The following is a 25089-nucleotide window of genomic DNA, read 5'->3' as shown; positions in this document are numbered from 1 at the left end:
ACGGCCTCACTTGGGGTCCCACCACACCGCCCCCTTGCCCTCGATGGCGAGCGAGGCCCGGCGACGCACGTCCGCGAGTTGCTCGGACGTCAGGGGTTGAAACGCCGCGGCGGCGGCCAGCGCGGCATCCTGCTCGTTGGGAAAGCTCATCCCCAGCAGCGCCACATCCGGGTCCACCGTAAGTGTGTAGCGGACGCACTCCTCCACGGACAGGTGCGGTAGCGAGGGAGCAGGCGCCTCCTGGCCTCCCGAGCTCACCTTGCCTCGGGGACGCACCTGCAGTGGCCGCCCATAACCCTCCGTGTCGCCCAGCAGCTTGCCGGCCCCGAAGGTCTTGAAGCACACCGTGCCCACGCCCTTGGCGCGCGCCAGCGGGAGGATCTCCTCCACGTACCGCCGGTGGCACCACGGCCCGATGGGAAACATCACCACATCGCACAACCCACTCTCCAACGCCGCCCGCAGCACGTCCGGGTGATGGCTGGAGATGCCTCGGAAGCGCGTCTTACCCGCCTGGATGCACCGCCCCAGTTCCTCCATCCCTCCCCCCGGCGCCGCCAGCCGCTCCCAAATGTCCAGCTGCGAGACGCTGTGGAACACAAACAGATCCACCGCATCCAACCTCAGCCGTCCCAGGCTCTCTTCCACCTGGGGAGTCACTGGCCGATCGAGGAGATCCACCTTGTCGATGACAAACACGCCCTCCCGCCGGCCTCGCAGGGCCTGGCCAACAATCTCCTCGCTGTAGCCGTCCTCGTAGCCCGGCGCGGTGTCCACGAGGTTGAGCCCCGCATCCATGGCGCGTTGCAGCGTGGCCACACAGCGATCCAGTGGCACTGTCCGGTCCGCCAGGTCTCCAATCCCCAATACCGTGGCACGAAAACCCGTCCGGCCCAGCTCGCGGCGTGGCGAAAACCGAGGAAGAGAGCGATCATCCATTGTGGCCACACCTCCAGGGGGGGAGTCCTTTGTTTCTGCATTGCCCCCCCTGCCAGAGCAACGATTTTTCCTTGCGGAAACGTTCAATCCCCGCCAACCAAGTGAAAGAGGATTTCCGGTGAACGCTCACGCAATCTCAGGCATGCTCCCGGTCCATGGGGAGAGCTGGTCGCCAGAGGCCTGAAGGAGAGCCCGGTTTGGCGCAATCGACCCACTCCCTGCGCTTCCTCACCTATCCCCTGCTGGGCCAGGTCAAGGAGCAGGTGCGCGCCGAGTTCTTCGGCCGGGTGCTGGCCCAGCGGCTGGGCCGGCCGGTGCTCATGGAGCAGGCGCGGACGTACGAGATGGTGGAGCAGGAGCTGGCCGCGGGCCGGGTGGACATCGCGCTGGCCACCGCCGAGCAGTGCAACCTCTTCGAGCCCCAGTCTCGCGCCGTGCTGCGCGCGGTAAGGGCCGGCCGCTGGTACTACCACGCCGCCTTCCTCTCCCGCGCTGAGGAGCCGCTCACTCTGGAGACGCTCAAGGGCAAGCGCGCCGCATGGGTGGCCCCTCTCTCGACGGCCGGCTACCTGCTGCCCCGGCGTCACCTGGAGTCGCTGGGGCTGAAGCTCGACGAGCTCTTCGCCGAGCAACGCTTCTACGGCACCTACCGCCAGGCGCTGCTGGCGGTGCTCTCGGGGGAGGCGGACGTCACCGCCCACTTCACCCCGCACACCGAAGAGTACATGGTCCGGGCCCAACTGGCCGAACGAGTAGGGCCGGACGAGCGCCGCCTCTTCCCATTCGCCTATACGGTCCCGACGCTCGCAGACGGCATCATCGTCTCCAACCGGCTGCCACCCGCTGAGGCAGCCGCCGTGGTCTCCGCCATCACCGCCATGAGTCATGACGAGGGGGGCCTGGAACCCGTGCTCGCCCCCTTCGACATCCAAGGTTTCACCCTCGTTCGAGGCACCTCGGCCCAGGTCCCGGAGTCCCTCCCCACCATGAATTCGGAGTACCTCACCCTCGATCTGGACGCCGAAGAGCGCTGCCGGCACATCTGGTCCTCCACGGGCACCGCCTTCGGCAAGGACATCCGCGAGAGCGAGGGGCAGACGCTGATGGATCTGCTCCCGCTAGAGGCCGCCATCCCCCTGGAGTCCCTGGTGCGCTCGGCCCGCCTCAACAACGTGAGCGGGAGGATGCAGTTCCGCATGGAGGCCGGCGGCCAGACGCGCATGTACGCGGCCGAGGCCACGCTGCGCCAACCCCGCCCCGGAGAAGGCGTGCCCCTGCTGGGCCTGTTGGTGCGCGACATCACTGACAGGGACTCGCTGGAACAGGAGTTGTACCGCCTGGCCTCGTTCCCCCTGCTCCACCCGGACCCGATGCTGGAGCTGAAGCGCGACGGCCAGCTGCGCTACGCCAACCCGCCCGCGCACACCTGCTTCCCGGATCTGCTGCAGTTGGGCGAGCACCACCCGCTGGTGACGGCGGCCCTGGCGAGCTCCCGGCGCAGTTCTCCCCGGGACGGACCGGAGATGGTGCAACTGGGCGGACGCTACTGGGAGGTGGTGACCACGCCCCTGCAGGACAACGAGAGCCTGCGCGTCTTCGCCAAGGACGTGACGGCGCGCAAGCAGATGGAAGCCAGCCTGATGAATGCCGACCGCCTGGCCTCCCTGGTCATGCTGGCCTCGCGCGTCGGCCACGAGATGAACAACCCGCTGGCGTTCCTGATGGCCAACCTCTCCTTCGCCCGGGAGGAGATCGGCCGGCTCCGCGAGGCGCTGCGCCACGGCACCGGGAACGTGGAGTCCGCGGACGTGGAGGAAGTCCTCGACGCGCTGGGGGAGTCCCTGGAGGGCGCCGAGCGGCTCAAGAACATCGTCCAGGATCTGCGCCTGCTCACGCGCGAGGCGCCCCGGCACCGCGCCCGGGTGGACGTGCACACGGTGCTGGAGGACAGCCTCAAGCTCATCCGCAGCCAATTGCGCCTGCGCGCCCACCTGGAGAAGGACTTCCAGCCCGTGCCGCTGGTGGAGGCGGACGAGGCCCGGCTGGGGCAGGTGTTCCTCAATCTGATGATCAACGCCGTGCAGGCCATGTCCGAACAGGAAGCCGCCCGCAACGTGCTGCGGGTGGTCACCCGGACCAACGAGGCCGGCGAGGTCACCATCGAGTTCCGGGACACGGGCGCGGGGATGGCTCCGGAGGTGCTCGCGCGCTTGTTCGAGCCCTTCTTCAGCACCCGGCCCAACAGCACGGGCATGGGGCTGTCCGTGAGCCACGCCATCGTCTCGAGCATGGGCGGCACGCTGCGCGCCCAGAGCGAACCCGGCGTGGGCACCCTCTTCACCATCGTCCTGCCGGCCGCGCGCGCTCCGGTGGCCAGCCCCCACCAGCCCGAGCAGGGCCTGGCCAGCTGAGCAGAGGCGAAGCCCCCGGGTTGTGCGATAATAGGGGGCATGAAGCCCATGGAGTGGCGGGGATAGGCCTGGATGTTGCGTCGGCTCTTGCCCATGCTCGTGGCACTCGGTTGCGGACTCCTCGCGCTCGGCTGGGGGCTCGTGAGCCTGCAGCGCATCTTCGCCCAGGAGACCGAGGACGCTCGCGACCAGCTGCGCACCCATCGGGACGAGCTCGAGCGCTACGCCGGTGAATCCCTGCGGCAGAAGCTGAAGCAGCGGCTCGCCCTGGCCACCTCCGATATCGGCAAGGCCGCGGAGGATCCCCTCGTCCAGGCCGACGGGCTCTACCTGCTCTTCCGCCAGTTCCAGTTCCTGCCCCGGCTTCCCCGTCCACGGCCCGGCACACAGACGCCCGCCGCGAAGCTCCACGACGAACTCCTCCAATACCTGCTGAGCACCGGCCCGGCTTCGGGTCCGTGGCAGGGGCGGCTCGAGTTGTTGCGCTCGGTGAAGGCCGCACTCTCGAAGGGGCAGAAGGCTCGCGCCGAGGATCGCCTGGAGACCCTCCTTCGCTACCGCGCCGAGCACCCGCTGCCCGCCGCCGAGGAGATCCCGTTCACGCTCGTCGTGGTCGATCGGCTCGCGCAGGACGCGGCCTCGCTGCCGCTGGTGCGAGGGCTCCTCAGCGGCGGACTGGCGGACGAGTTTGGAGGCACCGCGCGGGGCGCCGGCCTGCAGAGAGATCTGCTGCGCGAGTGCCAGCGCTTCAGCCAGTTCGACTTCAACTTCCTCTATGAGCGCATCCGGGAGCTCAGCCTCCGGCTCGGCGTGCCGATTGACAACTTCACCGCGCGTGTCGACGAACTCGGCACGGGCGCGCTCGCGCTGCCGAGCAACCTCTCCGAGCCCACCCTCATCGGCGAGCGCTGGTACCTGGAGCCAGACGGAGAGCTCGTCCGAGGCATCGCCATCGATCCGGAGGAGCTCCTGAAGGAGATCACCCAGGAGATGCGCAAACGCGAGCTGCTCGGGCCGGAGGACTACGTGCTCCTGGGGCGGCTGGAGGCCGTGCAACCGCTCTCGTCCGTGCCCGTCTCGGCGGTCATCCCCCGCTGGTCCGCCGAGGAGAAGGCGATCGACCAGCGCTACGGACTGAAGACGATGCTGGCGGCCATCTGCGGGGCGCTCGCGGTGGCCATCGTGGCGCTCGCGGGGTTGGCGCAGCACCGCAAGTACCGCTTCCTGGAGCTCAAGAGCGACTTCGTGGCCACCGTGTCCCACGAATTGCGCACCCCGCTGGCCTCCATCCGGCTGCTGGCGGAGACGCTGGAGATGCGCGCCGGAGGCTCGCCCGAGGTGCGGGACTACCCCGCTCGCATCCTCCAGGCCACGGACGGGCTGCACTTTCTCGTCGAGAACATCCTGTCCTTCAACCGCATCGACAAGGGGCGCTGGGTGCCAAAGCTCACCCAGGTGCGGCTGGAGGAGCTCATCGGCACGCTGCGCACCGATCTGGCCAGCGCCACCCGCGTCCCGGTGAACCTCACGGCGGACGTGGGGGACGTGGAGATCCGGGCCGACCCTTCACTGCTGCGCCTGCTGCTGTCCAACCTGGGGCGCAATGCGTGCGCCTACAACCAACGCGATCCCGTGGAGATCTCCGTGAAGGTCCACGCACCCGAGGGCCTGGGCTGCACGGTGCTCTTCACTGACAACGGCATCGGCATTCCCGACCGCGAATGGGAGCACGTCTTCCAGGACTTCTACCGGTTGACACAACCCGGCCCCGAGGTCCACGGCAGTGGGCTGGGGCTCGCGCTCTGTCGCAGGATCATGCATGTCCATGGAGGCCAGATCCGCATCGCCGCCTCCGGCCCTCAAGGAACCACCTTCGCGCTGTCCTTCCCCGAGCCGCACCGATGACGACCCAGAGCCCTCCTCCTTCCAGCCGCCCCTCCATCCTCATCGTCGAGGACGACGCGAACCTGCGAGTCGGCCTCCGGGACAACCTCCAGGACGAGGGGTACGACGTGGCCGCCGCCTCCAACGCCCGAGAGGCGGAGACGCTGCTGCGCGGCAAGGACTTCGACCTGCTCATCCTGGACGTGATGCTGCCGGGAGAGGACGGGTACTCGCTGTGCCGGCGGCTGCGCGCCGGGGGACTGCGGAGCATGGTGATGATGCTCACCGCGCGCACCCTGGAGGACGACATCGTCCGCGGCTTCGAGGCCGGCGCGCAGGACTACCTGACCAAGCCCTACCGGCTCCGGGAACTGCTCATGCGTGTGAGGGCACTCGTGCGCAGGGCCGGAACTCCCCCTCCCCAGGTGATGGGCTTCGCGGGGTTCTCGCTGGATCTCGGCCGGCGCATGCTCTCGCGAGGGGATGGGACCGCCATCGAGCTGACCCGCACGGAGTTCGATCTGCTGGCCTACCTGGTCCGCCACCGGGATCGCGCCCTCACCCGGCAGGAGATCCTGGACACCGTCTGGGGCCAGGACGTCGTGGTGGATCCACGCACCGTGGACAACTTCGTCTCCAACCTGAAGAAGAAGCTCGGCTGGACGAGCACCTCCGGATTCACCATCCACACCATCCGTGGCGTCGGCTACCGGATGGAGATCGACGCCATGACAAAACCATGACGCAAAGATGAATCGGCCACCGCCTACGGCGTGCCCCGCTTCCCTACCGTGAGGGGTGCGTGGACAGGGGCGCTCCGGACCTCAGCCCACGCGGGTGAGGGGCCGCATGGTGCGGCCTGCCCCTGTCGGGAGCGCCCGCCTGAGGGAGGCCAGTCGATGTTCCAGTCAGTCCTTGAGCAGCAGGAGTGGAGAGCCCGTCGTCTCGGAACAGGCGCCGGAGTGTCGTTGCTGGTGCACGGAGGGATGATCGCCGTCGCGCTGATCATCTCCACCCGGGTGGTGCCCAAGGAACCGGAGCCGGAGATGAAGGATCCGGTCATCCTGCTCACGCAGCTCCCGCCGCGTGGCAACCCCAACCCTCCCACCCAGCAGGCCGCGGTCCAGCCCAAGCCCAAGATCAAGCCCAAGCCGCAGACGCTGGTTCAGCCGACCACCATCCCCCAGAAGCCGCCTGTCGAGGTCGAGCCCACTCCCCAGACAGAGCCTGATGAACCCGAGGATTCGGCCCTTCCCTACGATCCCAACGGCAAGCCGGACGGAATCACGGGCGGCACCTGCCTGGCCTGCGAGGCCATCAAGGGCGCCACGGCCCCCGTCGTCGAACCCACGGGAGAGGACACGGTCCCCTTCTCCATGGGCACCATGACACCTCCCAAGCTGCTGTCCGGAACGCAGATCGAATACACCCGCGAGGCTCGCGAGGCCCAGGTCCGCGGCCTGCTGATCGCCAAGTGCACCATCACCCGAGAGGGTGACGTGGAGAACTGCCGCATCATCAAGGGCCTGCCCCACATGAACGAGGCCGTCCTCTCCGCCCTCGAAAACCGCCGCTATACCCCGGTGCAGTACCAGGGCAGGCCCACTGGCGTGACCTACATCTTCAACATCAAGCTCGACTTCCCCCGGTAGAGCGATTCACCGGGGTGTCGAAGCGGATGCGCTGGGGAGGCAGGAGCGTGGGTCTCTGATCAAAAGGAGAAGAAGCTTCCGCGAATGCGCCGGCTGCCCTGGTTGGGCTCGGTGTCATAGCGGGAGAAGACGACCATGGACTGCTGGTCGCCCGCGGAGGCCAGGGAGACGAATGGCTCGGTCTCCCGGGCGTTGTACACGACCGAGAAGCCATTCGGAGTCTCGACGGTGCCTGAGCCCGTCACCCGCGTGGCATACACGTCCCACAGCGAGTCCCACCGGTAGTCCGCCCACGCCGCCACGTAGTTCGTCCCGTCGAACGCCACCTTGGGCGAGGCCTCCTGCACCGTCTCCGTGCAGAGCGCGAGCCCGTCGCCATCCAGCACCGCACCCTCAGCGGACACCCGCGTGCCGTAGATGTCGTAGTTGGTCCGCGTGCGGTAGTCCGTCCAGACCACGAAGAAGCCGTTGCCGTCCGAGGCCACGTCCGGCTCGTACTGCTCCGCGCCCAGGCTGGAGATGGCGATGCTGTTCTTGTCCAGCACGGAGCCATCGCGCTTCACCCGCGCCCCGTGGATGTCCCAAGACGTGGCGCTCTGAAGCTCGGCCCACACGACGAGGTAGTCAGACCCGTTGAAGGCCACCCGGGGCGTGTAGTGCTCCACGGCGTTGGTGGCGATGGCGATCCCCGAGGTGTCCAGCACCTGGCCCGTGGCCGACGACACCCGGGCGCCATACACATCCCCGCGGCCATTGGGGTCCTGCCGCCACACCACGAAGTAGTCCGTCTTGTCGGAGCCCACGGCCGGGTAGTTCTGGAAGCCGTCATGCGAGGAGACGACGAACCCGTTCGCATCCAGCACGGCCGCGGAGCTCGCGCCCGAGCCGAGCACCCGTGCGCCATAGATGTCCCAGTTGCCCGTGCGGAAGTCCATCCACGTGACGAGGTAGTCCGTGCCGTTGGAGCTCACCGCCGGAGACTGCCGCTCGCGCGAGGTGGCCGCCAGCACCAGCGCGGGCACATCGAGCACTCCGCCGTCGCGATTGATGCGCGTGCCGAGGATGCGGGTGAGGCCACCGCCCTGCTCCGTCCAGACGACCAGGTAGTTGCTCTTGTTGGAGGCCACCACCGGCTCGGTCTGGTAGATGGAGGAGATGGCCGTCACCGGGAAGCCGTTGCCCGCGCTGACCGCTCCGGCCGAGGAGACCCAGGCGCTATAGAGCTCGGTCGTCGCGCCGCTGGTGCCATCCCAGGCGACGAAGTAGCCAGTGCCCGCCCTCGCCACGGAGGGGTGCTTGTGGCCCGCATTCGCGGAGAGCACGAGAGCGGAGGTGTCCAGCACGGCGCTCCCGCTGGCGGCCGAGGACGAGACACGGGCCCCCAGGTTCTGGAATGTCGAGTTCGACGTGTTCCAAGCCGTCCACGCGGCGAGGTAGTCGGTGCCGTTCGAGGCGACGGAGGCAAAGGACTCGTTGAGGGAAGCGCTGGTGCCCACCGCGAGCCCCGAGGCATCCACCACCTCCTTCGTGGTCTCCGTGGCGATCACCCGCGTCCCGTAGAGGTCCCGGCTGCCGGAGGTGCGGTAGTCCAGCCAGATGGCGAGGAAGTCCTTCCCGTTGGAGGCCAGGCCCTGCATGTACTGGAGCGAGTTCACCGACAGCGGGAAGCCACCCACGCCGTCCAGCACCTGGCCCGCGGTCGACACGCGGGTGGCGTAGACACGCGAGGACCCACTGCGCTCGTCGCTCCAGGCCACGAGGTAGACCGAGCTGTTCGCGGCCACCACCGGCGTCGTCTCGTCATAGTTCGACCCGGTGGCGATGGAGATATCCGCTTTGTCCAGTGCATCCCCCGTGCTCGAGAAGCGCCGGGCGTAGACGTTGTAGTAGCCGTCGGCCGCGCTCATGTACCAGGTGACGAGGTACTCGGTGCCGATGGAGGCCACATGGGGCCAGTTCTGGCTGCCCAGTGATGGAGAGAGCCGACGCCCACCGACGTCGGACACCACGCCCGCGCTGGTGATGCGCGTGCCGCGGATGACCCACGTCTCACTGTGGAACTGGGACCAGACCACGAAGAAGTCCGTCCCGTTGGTACCCACCTGGGGATCCGCCGAGTTCCCAGGCCCCGAGCTGATGACGAAGCCCGCGGTGTCGAGCACGGCGCCCGTGCTGGAGACGCGCGTCCCATAGAGGTTGTACTGGGTGCCGCGCGTGTCCCGCCAGACGACCAGGTAGTTCGTCCCGTTGAAGGCCAGCACGGGGAAGGCCCTCACGGCCAGGTCCGCCGACACCAATTGCCCATCGATGAGCATCTCGTAGCTGACCACGGGATCCAGCACCGCGGGGTACGCAGACGAGGCGAGCACCTCCTCGGGGACGCGCAGTTGGATCTCTCCTTGGGAGTACTCAGCGCGAATCGCCGTGCGCTGCCCCTTCGCATCCACCCAGGTGCCGTGACCGTACCGGAAGCCCATCCCCGTCCGAGCATCCGTGAAGTGCAGCCCCTGCTCGGAAGTCCCCGAGTGCACGAGCCCCTTCACCGGCACGGAGACCCGCAGCTCGCCCTGGCCGCCGGGAGCCGCGTCGAAGCTCCACGACTGCTCCACGCCCTGCTCGCTGTTGCGCAGGTGCTCGACGAACGCGGCATGACGGAGGGCCAGATGCCCATCCGCCTCGACCTGACCTTCAGGGGCGTCCACGCTCAGGCGCGTGTCCCCTCGCGACACCTGGGCCGCACCCAGGACCAGCGGAGCCCCCGTCTCGAGTTCGGCCCGGAGAGACGGCGGCGGTTGGACTCCGGGAAGCTCTTGGGTCTCCTCCTCCAGATGCAGAGCACGAACTGGCGTCAGCGTGAGCCCCTGCGCCGTCGCCGTCACCTCATAGTTGGAATGCCCACCATGCCAGCCGTCCTTCTCCTGCCGATAAGCGAAGTGGACCTGGCGGATGACAGCCTCCACATCAAAGGAAGCCTGGGGATTGGAGCTGCTCGCGGACGGCGCCCCCGATACCGCGCCGGAGCCCGCCTCGGGGCTCTCACAGGAAATGCTCGCGAATGCGACGACTAATAGCGATGCAAACAGAATATTACGCCCCGACTGTAAACACAACATAGACCCGTCCCTCCCGGGAGGAATAGCCCACGGTGATGCGACTCACGCGCAGAGTAAGATGTGTGGAAAACGCAGACCGCCCCACTCGGCACAGATGTGTGCCCATAGAGGATGCGGTAGCGCCCGACCGTAGATGGCCCAACATGAAGGCCTGACAGGCCCTCGCATTGGTTCCACCGTTACTACCATTTTACAGCGCTTTAAGATACTCCATCAAGACATGGCGTTGCGAATCCGACAATTCATCACCAAAAGTGTGTCCGATATTGGAATACCCTGGGAGGGTGGTGTCGTAGATGCGCTTACGGAGGGAAGGGTCGGACTCGGCTGACTTGCCGTGATCGAGGACCTGGTGCTTCCACCCGACCGCCACGGGATCGAAGTCGCGGCGGCTGAAGGAGCGGCGCCAGTACTTGGGGCGTTTGCGGCTGTCGAGCAGGGCCTCCAGCGTGGGCACCGAGCCGTTGTGCAGGTACGGCGCTGTGGCCCAGATGCCGTCCAGCGGAGGCGCCACGTAGCCGGGGCCCGGCACCAGCCTCGCGGTGCTCCCGTAGAACGAGCTGTTGAACCACTGCACCAGCGGCAGGCCTTCGCGCGCGGTGGACTGCCAGAGCAGCGGATCGGTGCCCACCTCCTCCAGCGGGATGATGAGGTTGGGATAGGACTCCTTGTCGCCGTAGGTGCCGTGGCACTCGGAGCAGAAGGCCTCGAAGACGTCGCGCCCTTCGGCGGCGAGCTTGCGGTTGATGGGGTGCGGGTACTTCGGAGGCCGCAGCGTGGCGAGGTAGGCCCGCACGTCGTCGAACGAATTGTCGATGCGCTCGGCCTCCTCGACGCTGTCGGTGCAGAGCATCGAGGCGGACATCATCAGCCGGGCGTGATCTCCGCGGCCGATGCCGGTGTGGAACATCGCGTGCTTTTTGCGCAGCAGCCACCACGCGGGCACGTCCGTGGGCACGGGTTCTCTCGGGGGGAGCTCGTGGAGCGGCTCGTCGGACCACTCGAGCGTGTCGGGGTCGCGGTGGGCCGCGAGCACCGCCGCCAGGTTGTCCGCCGAGTTGACGCCGATGGTGTCCGGCCGCGTGTAGGAGCCGACGGCGCGGACCCGGCTGGACCAGCGCCACCACTCGGCCAGCTCGTCGCTGTTGCGCACCAGCAGGCCGGCCGCGGTGGCGAAGGTGGAGAAGTCCTCGGTGAGATCCAGCGCGGAGTTGCCCAGCCCGATGACGACGCCGTTCTCCGTGGGCGTGGCATGGCAGCCCAGGCAGTTGGCCGTCACCACCTCGACGCCTCGGGGCGTCTTCAGGGCCGTCACCTCATAGGAGAGCCGCGCGTTGTGGCCGCGCCGTCCTGGGAGCCGCAGGCGCTCCGGCGCATCGCCCATGGCCATTCGGTAGATGGACCAGGGAACGCCACAGCTCACGTAGCCGGCATTCACCAGGGTGTCATAGCCAGCCTTGGGATCTCCCGAGCGCTGGGGCGCGGCGGGGATGTGGATCCGTTCCGAGCCTGAGCCTGCGCCCGCGCCCGTATCCGTACCGGTGGGCTGCGGCGACACGGAGGCCAGGGGCTGGCTGGCGAAACGAGGTTCCGCGTGGCTTGCCTCCAGCACGAGGGAGAGCAGGCCGATCCAGAGCAGCGGTGACAATCGCATGAGAGGCTCCACGAGGTGCCGCCTCTCGAGGAGCGCGGCAGGTCATGGAGCGAGGCTCCTGCAACCCTCTCCAGCCTGGACGCCTACATGCCCGAACGGTCGGATGGGGCGCCTGGACGGTCGCCTGGGACTTCCCGAAGGTGCACGGAACAACAAGGCTTGCCATCCGTTTCTTCTTCTGAAAATCAGTCCACTGCTCGTGCACGGCAAAACTTGATTTTCATGAAGGACATGATTTTTACTACAGTTCGTGAAACTCAGACCCATGCTCGTCCCATGAATCGCTCAGCCATTCAGCAGTGGACGGAGTCCTTCGCCGAAGCGCTCGTCCGGCGCGCCACACAGCTGGGTGCGTCGCAGCGCGATGAGACGGGGAAACACTCTCGGGAGATCCTCGGGCGGCTGCAGAGCGCCGCGCTGCTCTTCGAGTCGCTGCACTTTGGCGGACCCGATCTGAGCTGGGGCCGAGCGCGAGAGGACGATGTGGCGGCGCTGCCCCGGCCTCCGGTGTCCTCGGGCCGACTGGTCTGCGTGCCGTTCAGCATCAACCACCATCCGGACCTCCCGGAGGCGTGGGACTACTGCGCGGGCGTGGCGCTCGTGCACGACGAGGATGAGGCGGCGGCGATCAGCTTCGGGCGAGGACGGCGGACGCTGTCAGTGTCGCGGAGCGAGAGCGAGGCGCGGATCGGCTTTGGCGGGGACATGCCGCTGATCGATGACGTGCCGGGGTTGGACACGCTGGCACCGCCGGCGCAGCGGGTGCTGCACCCCTTCTGGGCAATGGCCCGCTGCATCCTGAGCGTGGACGGATATGGCACCTGTTTCCTGGAGGGCCACCGGGTAGCGGCTCGAGGCATGAGCCCCGAGGCGAACATCATCTCCGTGTTCCGCCGGGAGCTGGGGCTGAGCATCGAGAACGAGTACGGCGAGTCCTCCTGGCACGATCACGTGTACTGCGCGCTGGCGTGGACTCCGGATGCGATGGAGCGCTGGCGCCGGCTGAGGGATCCGGCGGTCCGGGCCAGCGCGGGAGATGCCTGCCCGCTGTGCAAGGGCCGGCTGGAGGACGCGGATCTTCGAGAGCCGGCGTTCTCCGCGAAGAGCTCGATCGCGCCGGGGAGCATGGTGCGGCTGCGCTGCGCCAACTGCACGACGATCTTCCGCACGGCCCGGCGGCGCACCGCCGAGTTCGAAGCGGCCCCCATGGCGAGCATCCAGAAGAGCCTGTGACGTAGGCCGGAGAGGCCCGGACGGAGCTCGGACGGAGGCTCGGACGCACCGAGCCGTCCGCTGACTCACCCGAGTGACTTGTGGGCGTCCGCGAGGCTCTGGACGACGAGCGCCGTCCAGCCGGTCTGGTGCGAGGCCCCGAGCCCCCGGCCGTTGTCCCCGTGGAAGTATTCGTAGAAGAGGACCAGCTCGCGCCAGTCGGGATCCTCGGCGAAGCGGCGGTCATCGCCGTGGCAGGGGCGGCGACCCGTGCCGTCGGGCATGAAGATGCGGCAGAGCCGTGAGGACAGCTCCCGAGCCACCTCGGCCAGCGTCATCATCCGTCCCGAGCCGGTGGGGCACTCCACCTGGAGGTCGTCTCCATGGAAGTGGTGGTAGCGCTCCAACGCCTCGATGAGCAGGTAGTTGAGCGGGAACCACACGGGCCCGCGCCAGTTGGAGTTACCGCCGAACATGCCGCTGTCGGACTCGCCGGGCACGTAGGCCACGCGGTGCTCCTCGTGCCCCACGCGGAACACGAACGGGTCTTCGTCGTGGGCACGGGACAGCGAGCGGATGCCGAAGTCCGAGAGGAACTCACGGGGATCCAGCACGCGCCGGAGCACGCGCACCAGGCGCTCCTTGGAGGGGATGGCGAGCAGCCGGTGGCCCCCTTCCCCACCGCGCTCCGGTGCGGCCATATAGGAGGTGTTCTGCGCCAGATCGGCCCGGTTCTCCAGGAACCAGCGCAGCCGGCGAGCGAAGCCGGGCAGACGCTCGATGAGCCGATCCGGGAGCACTTCGGCGGCGAAGAGCGGCACCAGCCCCACCATGGAGCGAACGCGAAGCGGGATGTCCCCTCCGTCGATCCGGAGGTGGTCGTAATAGAAGCCGTCCTCCTCTTCCCAGAGGCCGGTGCCGCCCAGGTGGTTCATGGCATCGACGATGGCGACGAAGTGCTCGAAGAACTTGGAGGCGATGTCCTCGTAGGCGGGATCCTCCTGGGCCAGCTCGAGCGCCATGGAGAGCATGGTGGTGCAGAAGAAGGCCATCCACGCGGTGCCATCGGCCTGGTGCAGGTAACCGCCGGTGGGCAGCGGCTTGGAGCGATCGAAGACTCCAATGTTGTCCAGGCCGAGGAAACCTCCCGAGAAGAGGTTGCGCCCATCCACGTCCTTGCGGTTCACCCACCACGTGAAGTTGAGCAGCAGCTTGTGGAACACGCGCGCGAGGAAGAGCCGGTCCCGTTTCCCCTGCGAGCCCGTCATCTTGTAGACGCGCCAGCATGCCCAGGCGTGGACGGGCGGGTTGACGTCCGAGAACTCGAACTCATACGCGGGCAGCTGGCCATTGGGGTGCATGAACCACTCACGCAGGAAGAGCACGAGCTGCTCCTTGGCGAAGAGCGGATCCACGCGGGCAAAGGGGATCATGTGGAAGGCCAGATCCCAGGCCGCGTACCAGGGGTACTCCCACTTGTCGGGCACCGAGATGATGTCCCGGTTGTAGAGGTGGCCCCAGTCGCGGTTGCGTCCCCGGAGGCGCGAGGCGGGCGGTGGTGGCAAGCCGGGATCTCCCTCCAGCCAGGGCTGCACGGCGTAATGGTAGAACTGCTTGCCCCACAGCAGGCCCGCGTACGCCTGCCGAGCCACGCGCCGCTCCTCTTCGGGCAGCGTGTGCGGGAGCCGGCTGGCGTAGAACTCGTCGGCCTCGGTGATGCGCTGCTCGAAGGTCCGATCGAAGGACTCACCGAAGATCTCGCGTGGAGCCTCGGCCTCGGAGAACAACCGGAGCGAGAGCAGCACACAGCCTCCCGCGGGCACCTCCAGCGTGTAATGAAAGGCGGCCTTGGTGCCCACGCGATCCGGGTTCACCGCGTCCTTGCGCCCGTGAACCACGTAGTCGTCGAAGGCGTCCTTCACATGGCGGACGCGGTTGGGCACACGGTAGAGCCGCTGGAGGTTCGTCTCGTTCTCCGTGAAGAGGCGCTCGGGGCGCGCTCCGCCCTCGGGTGCCTGGGCGTGGAGCTGGTAACGTCCCAGGGAGTCCTGCTCGGCCAGGATCCCGTCCTCGCCGATGGCGGACATGCGCGGCTTGGACCAGTAGCCCTCGCCCTGCCGGCCCCATGCCCAGGTGTTGCGGAACCAGAACGTCGGCAGGACGTGGATCCGCGCTGCTTGCGGCCCGCGGTTGGCCACGGAGATGCGGATGAGCAGATCCTCCGGGCTCGCCTTGGCGTACTCGGCGAAGACGTCGAAGTAGCGGCGTCCATCGAAGAGGCCTGTGTCGGCCAGCTCGAACTCGGGCGCGTCGCGGCCCCGGCGCTGGTTCTCCGCCACGAGCCGCGCATAGGGGAACTCGGCCTGGGGGTACTTGTAGAGCGCCTTCAGGTACGAGTGGGTCGGCGTGGAGTCGAGATAGAAGTACTCCTCCTTCACGTCCTCGCCGTGGTTGCCCTGGGGGCCCGTGAGGCCGAAGAGGCGCTCCTTGAGGAAGGGATCCTTCTCGTTCCACAGCGCCAGGGAGAAGCACAGCCGGCACTGGCGATCGGTGATGCCGAGCAGCCCGTCCTCTCCCCAGCGGTAGGCTCGGCTGCGGGCGTACTCGTGCGGGAAGTCCGTCCAGTTCGTACCGTCTGGCGAATAGTCCTCACGGACAGTGCCCCACTGGCGCTCGGAGAGGTAGGGCCCCCACCGCTTCCAGTTGTGCGAGCGGCGCTCGTCCTCCGCCAGCCGACGCGCCTCGGCTCCGAGCCCGCGCGGTGAAGATGATTGGCTCATGGGGGAACCATAGACTCCTGGTGACGGTTCCAACAGCGAACCGCACGGGAGGAATCGCGTCCATGAAGAGTCGTCTGCTGAAGGCATGGGGCCTGGTGCTTGTGGGGATGGCCCTCGTCGGGAGCCCGGCCGGGGCGCAAACGGGCGGGCCCATCTACAACGGCAGCGAGCTGGACTATCAGCCCTCGCCGCTGCGCCTGCTCTCGGGAGATCTGATGGTGGTCATCGAGCGCCTGGCGGCGGGAACGAACTCGGGTGATCTCTACCTGACGATCTCGCGGGACGAAGGCGCGACCTGGTCCGAGCCGCGGATGATCGTGGGCAGCTCGCTCAACGAGCGCCACCCTGCCCTGGTGCGGCTTCCGAATGGCAGCTTCGCGGTGTTCTACCTGGTGGCCGAGGGCGGCGGTGTCTACCGGATCCACCGGTCCACCTCATCGAACGGCAGGCTCTGGTTCGCACGGGGGCCGATCGATCTGGGCTGGAGCACTCACACGGAGGTCAATCCCACGGTCATCCGCGAGGACGATGGTTCTCTGACGATGACGTACCACCGGCTCTCGGGGCCCAGCTACATCGCACGCTCGCTCGATGGGGGCGCCACGTGGGACACGCAGAAGACGCAGGTGAGCGACGGGACGGCGGCGCTGCCACGCATCACCCGGCGCGCCAGTGATGGGCTCTACGTGGTGACGTACCAGGTGAATGCCTCGGGTGGACGGCTCGAGCTGTACTCGAAGGCTTCGTATGATCCGTATGACTGGAGCGGCCCGGCCTCGGTGGTGTCGAGCGGTTCCAACAGCCACGACTCCCAGCCACTGACGCTGGAGGATGGGAACGTGCTGGTGACGTACATCGAGCAGACCGGCTCCAATGCGTTCGACGTGTACTACCGCACCAGCGCGGACGGGCTGAAGTGGTCTGCGGCGACGCGGGTCACCAGCACGCCTTCGACGTACGACGTCGAGCCCCACCCTGTTCTTCAGGGCACCCCGGGTTACGTCACGCTGTTCTGGTCGTACCAGAACGGCGCGACGCCGTATGTGGACCACGACATCTGGATGATGAAGGACCTACCCATCACCCTTGCCCGCTGAGGCAGAGCACTTCTCGCAATGAGGGGTGCTGCTGCGATTGCCCGCCGCAGCAGAGTCTCCGGGACATGAAGAGGGCTATCTCGGCGAGAAGATATCTGCGTGGGGAGATAGGTGGAGTCCGACCTGCTGACGATCCTCGCCACCACTCAGCTGGACTCGGGCTGAGGAGAGAAATGACACATGGCGTAGAACAGTGAGACGATGTGTGCGCCGTATGCCCCCCTCTCCGGTGCAGCCTGACAGCCTCGATCCCGGCACGGAGCCGCTCTCAGACGAGAAGCGCGCCCTTGAGCGGCGCGTCCGCGAGTTGGAGGCTAAAGCGCGCAGCCTGGACGCCATCAACCGGTTGGCGGCCTCACTGCTCCAGCCCCAGACGAACGTGGACGACATCCTCTGGGACGTGGCACAGGGAGCCGTAGCCCACCTGGGGCTGGAGGACTGCGTCATCTACCTGTTCGATGAGCGGCGCGAGCACCTCGTCCAGCGGGCGGCCTACGGGCCGAAGAATCCCCGGGAGCGGGAGATCCTCTCGCCCATCCTCATCCAGCCCGGGAAGGGGATCGTCGGTACGGTGGCGGTAACGGGGATGACGGAACTCATCTCCGATACACGGAAGGAGCCTCGCTACATCCAGGATGATCAGGCGCGGTTGTCGGAGCTGGCACTGCCGATCTTCTCCCAGGGAGTGGTGATCGGCGTGCTGGATTCGGAGCACTCCCAGTTGGGCTTCTTCACGGAGGAGCATCTCCACATCCTCACCACCGTGGCGTCCATGATCGCGGCGCGCGTGACGCAGGCCCAACTGGACTCGCAGCTTCGGGATGCAAACCGGCTGCTGGAGGCCCGCATCACCGAGCGGACGCGAGAGCTGTCCGAGGCCACCCAGCGCTCGGAACGGCTGCTGCTCAACATCCTGCCTCACCCCATCGTGGAGCGACTCAAGCGAGGAGAGCAGGCCATCGCCGAGCGGTTCGAGGATGTCACCGTCCTGTTCGCGGATCTGGTGGACTTCACGCGCTGGTCGATGCTGCTGCCGCCCGAGCAGGTCGTGGAGATCCTGGGACAGGTCTTCACGGAGTTCGATGCGCTGAGCGAGCGCTACGGGCTGGAGAAGATCAAAACTATCGGGGACGCGTACATGGTGGTGGCGGGGGTACCGGCCCCACGCGCTGATCACCGCGAGGTCATGGCACAGACGGCGCTCGAGATGGTGGAGGCCATCCGGCGGCTGAATCGGGTGCTGGGGACATCACTGGACCTGCGTATCGGGATGCACAGCGGGCCGGTGATCGCGGGCATCATCGGCACACGCAAGTTCGCCTACGACTTGTGGGGAGACACGGTGAACATGGCCAGCCGACTGGAGTCGCACGGACTGGCCGGGCATATCCACGTCGGCGAATCCACCCGAGTGGCACTACAGGATCGCTTCACATTCGAGCCGCGTGGAGAGACAGAGATGAAGAGCATTGGCCGAGTGAAGACCTGGTTCCTGACTGGGATCCGTAAGTAATCGAGAGTAACGTGCGCATCTCTCGGAAACCCCGCATGCCTCGCTACTCTCTCTGGCTGCTGCTGTTGGCATCGGGATGCACTCACGATGCCGGACTCCCAGAAGGAGTCGTGACCATCCCATACAGACGTCCCCCAGAAGGCTACGAGTACGCACTCCCCGGCCCTCTGCGCACAGCCCAGCCCTTCCACACAGCCGGTCCCTTCAAGTCACACTTCGAGGCACTACGCTACGCCTGCCCGGTCTTGATGTCCCTGCCCGGAGCCGTCGCGAAGCGACGAACAGCCGTGATCCAACGTGGACGCTTCATCGAAGAACGCTCCTGGGATGAGGCCACGGAGTACTGTGCGTGGATCTACCAGACGCCAGACGGCGCCTACGAGCTGAGCTGGATCGGTACCAACGAGATTCAGGACCGGTCGGAGTACCGCAGATGCGACATACCTCCTCGCGTCCTGGATGCTCGCTACAACGACGATCCCAAGCTCCCGCCCGACAGAAACCTCACCTATGTATTTGCCGTCCACAGCCATCCTGTCGCAAGCCTGCTGACTCGACACGATATCGGCTACATCATCAAGCAGGGTCGCAGCCTTCAAGACTCCTTCCACAGCATGGGCCAGTTCAGCATCGGCATCATCGCGTTCTTCTCGCGAAACGATCATGACAACCCCACCTGTGATGGCTTTTTCCAGTACACGCTTCCCTTGGATGAACTCCAAGGCGCCACGAAGACGATCCAGAAGTGGACTACCCATGCAGCGGGAAAATGGAAGATGGAAGAGGTTGCCATCGCTCAGCACGAGTACCCGCCGGACCATCAAGACCCCTACATCAAGATCATCGACCTTCAACACCCCTAGCCACACCGAGACGGGGCCATGGCCATGACGCTGCGGATGTTCCTCACGCTTTGCTTGTGCACCGCAGCGCTCTCGGGTTGTGCTCATGGGCCATGCAAAGCCTTGGGCTCCTTGTTCGGGTGTGATTGCTCCGCCAGACCCTCCCCGCCTGAGCCTGAGAATCCCTCGATTCCTCTTCCAGACTTTGATGGAAGGCTTCCTGTCGACACCGATGTCGATGGATATACGTTTCAAGCCATCCGGATCGCGGCGGATGACTTCTTGAATCCAGATCCCAAGCTCGAGTCCTGTAGAGCCAGACAGTCCTCCCACCGCTACCAGGCTCGACGTGAGGGAGACATCATCTTTGTTCGCATCGACTTCAAGCCGGAGAACTGTGGCAGGAAGTTCGGCATGCTGGACAGCGGGGCTACCTATGCCATCAGTGTCGACGGACATATCTTGCGGAGAGCCCTCGACGGGATGGAACCCTACGACGACACACCCTCTCCTTCTGCACCGAAAGATGCACCTTCCCCGAACACATCCCCGTAACATGTGAAGTTCCCCTGGCTCACGCCGCACTGGGATTCGCTAGATGAAGCCAAGGTACCTCCGATGGTTATTGGCCTCCTTACTGGCACCGGGATGCTCCACGCATCCTGAATTGCCAGAGGGTGTTCTGCTCATCCCAGAGCAAGAGCCCAAGCCGGGGTATGAATACGCCCTCCCTGGCCCCCTACGCACAGCCGAGCCCTTCAAAACCGCTGGCCCCTTCAAGTCATATTTCGATGCTGTGCAATATGCATGTCCGGTCCTGATGTCTCTCCCTGATGCCACCATGACTCCCAGGACCTCGATCAGCCGTCGTGGCAACCACCTGGATGTGCGAACGTGGGATGACTCTACGGAATATTGCGCCTGGATTTACCAGACCCCTCAAGGACAGTTCGAGCTGAGTTGGATTGGAACCAATGAGCGGCAAGACACAACAAAGGGAAGACGCAAATGCGACATGCCCCGCCGCGTCATTGATGCCCGCTACGCCAAGGACCCCAGCCTCCCCCCAGATAAAGACATTACGTATGTCCTTGCGGTACATAGCCACCCAACCGCGAACACCCTGACCGACCATGACATCGGATACATCCTGGCACTCGGTCACAAGCTCAAGGGCTCTTTCCATAGCGTCGGCCAGTTCAAGCTTGGCATCATCGCATTCTTCTCAAACGGCACCTCAGGAAGCCCAAGATGCGATGGCTTCTTTCAGTACGACATCCCCCTGGACGAAACAGACGAAAGCACCACACGCAAAATACAAAAATGGACTGTCGACACTGCGGGACACTGGGAGATGAAGGAAGTCGCCACGGTCCACCACAAATATCGCGAGAACAGCATGCCGTACATCCAGATCATAGAGTTCCCATAACACTTCCAGGCATCGAACCGCGCCATGGCTACCGGAATTCCGAGACCGACATTCAAGATCCCGTTGCTCGTTGCAACAGGCATCTTCACCACCCTATTTGCCGGATGTGCCCATGGCCCGTGCAAAACCCTGGGAACCCTCTTCGGATGCAGTTGCTCTCCCCAACAGGAGCAACCCGTTTCCCAGGATTCAAACATTGCGCTGCCGGATCTCGACGACGTCGCGCCAAGCGACATCGATCTGGATGGATATACGCTTCAAGCCATCAGACTCGCAGCCGACGACTTCCTCAATCCGGACCCGACCGATCTTCCCTGCAAGGACAAGCAGGTCTCCCACAGATATCTGGCCCGGAGACAGGGCGACGTAATCTTCGTCCGAATCGACTTCAAACCAGCGAACTGTGGGAGGGAATTTAGCCCGCTCGATAGCGGGGCAACCTATGCGATCAGCGTGGATGGGCGCATTCTGAGACGCGCCATCGATGGACTGGATTCGTACAGTTCGCCCCCTACCCCCTCCAGCACTGGCAGCAACAAGGTGGACTCCGAGGCTCCTCTCAAGCAGTAATCCGTGACATGCGAAGCTCCCCTGCTCCATTCCGCTTGCTCCTGCTCGCGGCCCTCGCGCTCTCGGGGTGCCCTCGCGCGGTCCGTCCTTCCCAGCAACAGTCCTTCGCCAAGACCGCGGAGGAACTCTTCACCGCCGTCGAGGGCGAAGGTGCCTTGGCGAGCGTCATCGTCCTCGATGCCCGGACGGGCCTGTTGCTCTATGCCCACCACGAGCATGTCCGCTCGCTCCCGGCTTCGACGATGAAGATCGTCTCCACCTCCGCCGCCCTCTCCGCCTTCGGCCCGGACTTTCGCTTCCGCACGCCCGTCTCCATCGAAGGCAATCACAAAGGCGACCTCTTCGAGGGCGATGTCGTCGTCGAGTCCTCGGGCGATCCCTCCCTCGGCTCGTGGCGCTTCCCCGAAACCGGGCTCGCTTGCGATCAGCTCGTCGAGGCCCTCTGGGGCAAAGGCATCCGCCGATGGAAGGGAGCGCTCCAGGTCAAGGTGCCGGACACCGGTCTCGATGGTCCGCTCGGCCCCGGCTGGGCCTGGGATGACGTGGCCTACTCCATGAGCGCCATGCCCATGCCCTTCGTCTTCCGCGAGAACGTCGTCGACCTGTCCCTCGTGCGCTCCCAGGGCTCTGCCTGCTCCGCCCCTCCCACCGTCCTCCTCACACCCCGCTTCGCGCCCTTCCCCTCTCTCATCCAGCTCGACACCTCCTCCTCTCGCTCCGGCTTCGCCTGCCTGCGCGAGAACAATCCCTCTCGCGTCCGCTGTGTCTGGCGCTCATCCGCCAAGCAGTGCCCGAGCGTCAATTCGACCCGCCTCTCCGTTGACGATCCCCAGGCTCTCTTCTCCGCCTGTGTCGAGGACGCCCTCTCCCGGCGCGGTCTCACCCACCTTCCCTCTCCCCAATCTCCGGCTCCCACCTCCGTGCGCCCCGCCGCCGAGCCCCTCCTCGATCTCGTCAGTCCTCCGCTCTCCGAGCTCGTGAAGGTCACCAACAAGGAATCCCTCAACCTCTATGCCGAGCGCATGGCCCTGCGCTTCGCCCGCGAGCGCACCCGCGGCGAGCGCTACAGCGATCTGCGCAAGGCCATGGGAGACGAGCTCACACGCCGCGGCATCACCTCGCGAGACCTGAAGCCCATCGATGGCAGCGGCCTGTCCCGCTACAACCTCGCCACCGCCTACGGCCTGGCCCGGGTGCTCTTCACCAGCCTCCAGGAACCCTATGCCGCCACCCTCCTGGACAGCCTCCCCATCACCGGCGTGGACGGAACACTCGCCGGCAGCGGCAACTCCGCCGAGACCGTGGGCCGCCTCCGCGCCAAGACGGGCACCCTCTCCAGCCAGAAGGCCTACGTGGGCGTCGCCGAACGCCCCGATGACCCCGAACACCCCCAGGTCGTCTTCGCCGTGATGCTCGGCAACATGGATGAGCAACCCGCACTCTCCGCATCAGGCATCTTCGACCGCTTCGCCGAGGCCCTCGTCACCCAGCCGCTCCCATAGGCAACCACCCCAATCGGTGGCTCGGGAACAGAACGGCCTCTGGGCTGTTCAGCGGCGCCGAGTCCTGTCATAGGACCCCGCGAGTCACCCCAGCCTGCCCAACCTTTCCACGAGGTGCCGATTGAAGCTCAAGCCCGCGCTCACCGCGCTCTCGCTACTGCTGCCCCTCTCCTCTCTCGCCGGCAAGGGAGCCTCGGCCCCTCCCGTCGCGGAGAAGAAGGTCGTCGTGGACACCTACCACGACACGAAGATCGAGGACCCCTACCAGTGGCTCGAGTCTTCCTCGGACCCCAAGGTGCAGGAGTGGACCCAGGGTGAGAACGCTCATACCCGCGCCATGCTGGACAAGCTCCCCAGCCGTGAGGCCATCCGCCAGCGCGTCACCGAGCTGATCACCTGGCAGTCTCCCGCCTACTTTGGCCTGGAGGAGAAGGGCGGAACCCTCTTCGCCCTCAAGGCCCAGCCCCCCAAGCAGCAACCCCTGCTGGTGACGATCGGCTCGCTCAGCGACACCGCGAGCGTGCGCATCCTGCTCGATCCCATGGAGGTAGATCCCTCCGGCAAGACGACCATCGACTTCTTCGTCCCCTCCCCGGACGGCAAGAAGATCGCCGTGTCCCTTTCCAAGGACGGCACCGAGAGCGGTGACGTCTACATCTACGAAGTCGCCACCGGGAAGGCGCTGGCCAACGAGATGGTGCCCCACGTCAACGGTGGCACGGCGGGCGGCAGCCTGGCCTGGGCCGCGGACGGCAAGAGCTACTTCTACACGCGCTACCCGCGCGGCTCCGAGCGCCCAGCCGAGGACGTGAACTTCTACCAGCAGGTGTACTTCCACCGGCTCGGCACGCCCACGGACAAGGACACCTACGCGGTGGGCAAGGACTTCCCGCGCATCGCCGAGTCCGAGCTCGAGAGCTCCCACGACGGCAAGTACATCATCGACCTGGTCGGCAACGGAGACGGCGGAGAGCACGCGCTCTATCTCTATGGCCCGTCCGGCCAGTGGCAGCAGGTGTCGAAGTTCGAGGACAAGGTGGTGGGCGCGCGCTTCGGCGAGGACGGAGCGCTGTATCTGAAGTCCCTCAAGGACGCGCCGCGCGGCAAGGTGCTCCGTCTGCCGCTGGCCACCCCCACGCTGGACAAGGCCACGGTGATCGTCCCCGAGGGCAAGGCGACGATCGCCAACTTCCTCCCCACCCAGGGGCGGATCTACGTCGTCGAGCAGCTGGGCGGTCCGTCGCAGCTGCGCATGGTCGATCTGAAGGGACAGGAGCTCGGCCTGGTCCCCACCCTGCCCGTGTCCACCGTGGGCGGCCTGGTCCGCGAGACGGGGGATGACATCCTCTTCATCAACGCCAGCTACGTGCAGCCGATGGCCTGGTTCCGCTACTCGGCCAAGGACAGCAAGGTGACGAAGACGGCGTTCGAGCAGACCTCTCCCGTGGACTTCAGCGACATCGAGGTGATCCGCACCGAGGCCACCTCCAAGGACGGCACCAAGGTGCCGCTGTCCATCCTCAAGCCCAAGGGCGTCAAGCTCAACGGCAACAACCCCACCCTGCTCACCGGCTACGGCGGCTTCAACATCTCCATCACCCCGGGCTTCAACCGGCTCAGCCGGGCGTGGCTCGAGCAGGGCGGCATCATCGCCATCGCCAACCTGCGCGGCGGCGCGGAGTTCGGCGAGGAGTGGCACCTCAACGGCTCGCTGACGAAGAAGCAGAACGTGTTCGATGACTTCTACGCCTGCGCGAAGCTGCTCGTGGATCAGAAGTACACGCAGCCGAAGAAGCTCGCCATCCAGGGCGGCAGCAACGGCGGTCTCCTCATGGGCGCGGTGCTGACGCAGCACCCGGAGATGTACGGCGCCGTCGTGGCGCGCGTGGGCATCTATGACATGCTCCGCGTCGAGCTGACGCCCAACGGCCAGTTCAACATCACCGAGTACGGCACCGTGAAGGATCCCGAGCAGTTCAAGGCGCTCTACGCCTACTCGCCGTACCACCACGTGAAGGATGGGGCGAAGTACCCGGCCACGCTCTTCACCTCGGGCGCCAATGATCCGCGCGTGGATCCGTTCCACTCGCGCAAGATGGTGGCTCGCATGCAGGAGGCCACGGGCAGCAAGGGCCGCATCTTCCTGCGCGCAGCCGGCGGCGGCCACGGCATCGGCGCCTCCCTCAATGAGAAGATCGAGGAAGAGGTGGACGTGTACTCGTTCCTCTTCAACGAGCTGGGCATGAAGTACCAGCCGGTGAAGAAGGTCGCCGCACCAGCCTCGAAGTAGTCCCACCCCGTCCCCGCCGCGAAGCGCCTCCTCGCGGCGGGGGCAGCCAGGAGAGCGAGGGCCTGGATCCAGAGCAGTCGGGAGGTGTCATGTAGCGGCCAACTCCCCAGGGCGCCGAGCAAGAATCACGCGCTCACCAGTCCTCCACCGCACAACCGACTCTACAGGTTCTCTCAATTCCGCAGGACATGGAGTGAG

16 protein-coding genes are annotated in these 25089 nt (G+C 66.1%); 12 read left to right on the top strand and 4 right to left on the bottom strand.

Annotated features, from left to right (window positions below; all coding sequences use genetic code 11):
- Positions 1-6 precede the first annotated feature (6 nt).
- A complete protein-coding gene (locus tag KY501_RS08210; protein ID WP_224362114.1) occupies positions 7-939 on the bottom strand; it encodes an aldo/keto reductase in 933 nt (310 codons plus the stop codon).
- A 197-nt stretch (positions 940-1136) separates the two neighbouring features.
- On the opposite strand from KY501_RS08210, the gene KY501_RS08205 reads away from it, so the two are divergent.
- From KY501_RS08205 to KY501_RS08190, 4 genes are all read left to right on the top strand, one after another.
- Complete coding sequence (locus KY501_RS08205; protein ID WP_224362113.1) at positions 1137-3350, top strand: sensor histidine kinase; 2214 nt, start codon at positions 1137-1139, stop codon at positions 3348-3350.
- 72 nt (positions 3351-3422) lie between these two features.
- Entirely contained in the window at positions 3423-5255 is a 1833-nt protein-coding gene (locus tag KY501_RS08200) for a sensor histidine kinase (protein ID WP_224362112.1), read from the top strand.
- On the top strand, positions 5252-5977 hold the full coding sequence (locus tag KY501_RS08195; RefSeq protein ID WP_224362111.1) for a response regulator transcription factor: 726 nt from the start codon (positions 5252-5254) through the stop codon (positions 5975-5977). Before KY501_RS08200 ends, KY501_RS08195 begins: the two co-directional genes overlap by 4 nt.
- Before the next feature lie 156 nt (positions 5978-6133).
- A complete protein-coding gene (locus KY501_RS08190; RefSeq protein ID WP_224362110.1) occupies positions 6134-6886 on the top strand; it encodes an energy transducer TonB in 753 nt (250 codons plus the stop codon).
- A gap of 59 nt (positions 6887-6945) precedes the next feature.
- Here the strand turns inward: KY501_RS08190 and KY501_RS08185 are convergent, their stop codons facing one another.
- Positions 6946-9846: a hypothetical protein gene (locus tag KY501_RS08185; RefSeq protein WP_224362109.1), complete on the bottom strand. Its 2901-nt coding sequence runs from the start codon at positions 9844-9846 to the stop codon at positions 6946-6948.
- Between the two features lie 343 nt (positions 9847-10189).
- A complete protein-coding gene (locus KY501_RS08180; RefSeq protein ID WP_224362108.1) occupies positions 10190-11653 on the bottom strand; it encodes a c-type cytochrome in 1464 nt (487 codons plus the stop codon).
- Between the two features lie 276 nt (positions 11654-11929).
- On the opposite strand from KY501_RS08180, the gene KY501_RS08175 reads away from it, so the two are divergent.
- The gene (locus KY501_RS08175) at positions 11930-12886 is read left to right on the top strand and encodes a hypothetical protein (RefSeq protein WP_224362107.1); all 957 of its coding nucleotides are present in this window, start codon (positions 11930-11932) and stop codon (positions 12884-12886) included.
- A 65-nt stretch (positions 12887-12951) separates the two neighbouring features.
- Here KY501_RS08175 and KY501_RS08170 read toward each other — a convergent pair whose 3' ends face one another.
- Complete coding sequence (locus tag KY501_RS08170; RefSeq protein ID WP_224362106.1) at positions 12952-15645, bottom strand: MGH1-like glycoside hydrolase domain-containing protein; 2694 nt, start codon at positions 15643-15645, stop codon at positions 12952-12954.
- A 62-nt stretch (positions 15646-15707) separates the two neighbouring features.
- On the opposite strand from KY501_RS08170, the gene KY501_RS08165 reads away from it, so the two are divergent.
- The 7 genes from KY501_RS08165 (at position 15708) to KY501_RS08135 (ending at position 24891) form a co-directional block, all read left to right on the top strand.
- Positions 15708-16742, top strand: a complete 1035-nt coding sequence (locus KY501_RS08165) for an exo-alpha-sialidase (RefSeq protein ID WP_224362105.1) — start codon at positions 15708-15710, stop codon at positions 16740-16742.
- Positions 16743-16956: 214 nt separating this feature from the next.
- Entirely contained in the window at positions 16957-18255 is a 1299-nt protein-coding gene (locus KY501_RS08160) for an adenylate/guanylate cyclase domain-containing protein (RefSeq protein WP_224362104.1), read from the top strand.
- A gap of 287 nt (positions 18256-18542) precedes the next feature.
- On the top strand, positions 18543-19118 hold the full coding sequence (locus tag KY501_RS08155; protein WP_224362103.1) for a hypothetical protein: 576 nt from the start codon (positions 18543-18545) through the stop codon (positions 19116-19118).
- Between the two features lie 820 nt (positions 19119-19938).
- Complete coding sequence (locus KY501_RS08150; protein WP_224362102.1) at positions 19939-20529, top strand: hypothetical protein; 591 nt, start codon at positions 19939-19941, stop codon at positions 20527-20529.
- Positions 20530-20553: 24 nt separating this feature from the next.
- Positions 20554-21099, top strand: coding sequence for a hypothetical protein (locus tag KY501_RS08145; protein WP_224362101.1), 546 nt, complete (start codon positions 20554-20556; stop codon positions 21097-21099).
- 8 nt (positions 21100-21107) lie between these two features.
- Positions 21108-22601, top strand: coding sequence for a D-alanyl-D-alanine carboxypeptidase/D-alanyl-D-alanine endopeptidase (dacB, locus tag KY501_RS08140; protein ID WP_224362100.1), 1494 nt, complete (start codon positions 21108-21110; stop codon positions 22599-22601).
- Between the two features lie 121 nt (positions 22602-22722).
- Positions 22723-24891, top strand: coding sequence for a prolyl oligopeptidase family serine peptidase (locus KY501_RS08135; RefSeq protein WP_224362099.1), 2169 nt, complete (start codon positions 22723-22725; stop codon positions 24889-24891).
- Positions 24892-25089 lie beyond the last annotated feature (198 nt).

This window comes from Hyalangium versicolor, assembly GCF_020103695.1.
GTDB classification, from domain to species: Bacteria; Myxococcota; Myxococcia; order Myxococcales; family Myxococcaceae; genus Hyalangium; species Hyalangium versicolor.
Note: the sequence above shows the minus strand (reverse complement) of the source record. Positions and strands in the feature narration are given on the sequence as shown.

Bases quoted from the DNA above. Each gene is read 5' to 3' on its own strand.
- KY501_RS08165 (WP_224362105.1), top strand. From the start codon at position 15,708: ATGAAGAGTCGTCTGCTGAAGGCATGGGGCCTGGTGCTTGTGGGGATG.
- KY501_RS08190 (WP_224362110.1), top strand. From the start codon at position 6,134: ATGTTCCAGTCAGTCCTTGAGCAGCAGGAGTGGAGAGCCCGTCGTCTC.
- KY501_RS08145 (WP_224362101.1), top strand. From the start codon at position 20,554: ATGGCTACCGGAATTCCGAGACCGACATTCAAGATCCCGTTGCTCGTT.
- KY501_RS08160 (WP_224362104.1), top strand. From the start codon at position 16,957: ATGCCCCCCTCTCCGGTGCAGCCTGACAGCCTCGATCCCGGCACGGAG.
- KY501_RS08200 (WP_224362112.1), top strand. From the start codon at position 3,423: ATGTTGCGTCGGCTCTTGCCCATGCTCGTGGCACTCGGTTGCGGACTC.
- KY501_RS08170 (WP_224362106.1), bottom strand. From the start codon at position 15,645: ATGAGCCAATCATCTTCACCGCGCGGGCTCGGAGCCGAGGCGCGTCGG.
- KY501_RS08150 (WP_224362102.1), top strand. From the start codon at position 19,939: ATGACTCCCAGGACCTCGATCAGCCGTCGTGGCAACCACCTGGATGTG.
- KY501_RS08195 (WP_224362111.1), top strand. From the start codon at position 5,252: ATGACGACCCAGAGCCCTCCTCCTTCCAGCCGCCCCTCCATCCTCATC.
- KY501_RS08210 (WP_224362114.1), bottom strand. From the start codon at position 939: ATGGATGATCGCTCTCTTCCTCGGTTTTCGCCACGCCGCGAGCTGGGC.
- dacB (WP_224362100.1), top strand. From the start codon at position 21,108: ATGCGAAGCTCCCCTGCTCCATTCCGCTTGCTCCTGCTCGCGGCCCTC.
- KY501_RS08180 (WP_224362108.1), bottom strand. From the start codon at position 11,653: ATGCGATTGTCACCGCTGCTCTGGATCGGCCTGCTCTCCCTCGTGCTG.
- KY501_RS08175 (WP_224362107.1), top strand. From the start codon at position 11,930: ATGAATCGCTCAGCCATTCAGCAGTGGACGGAGTCCTTCGCCGAAGCG.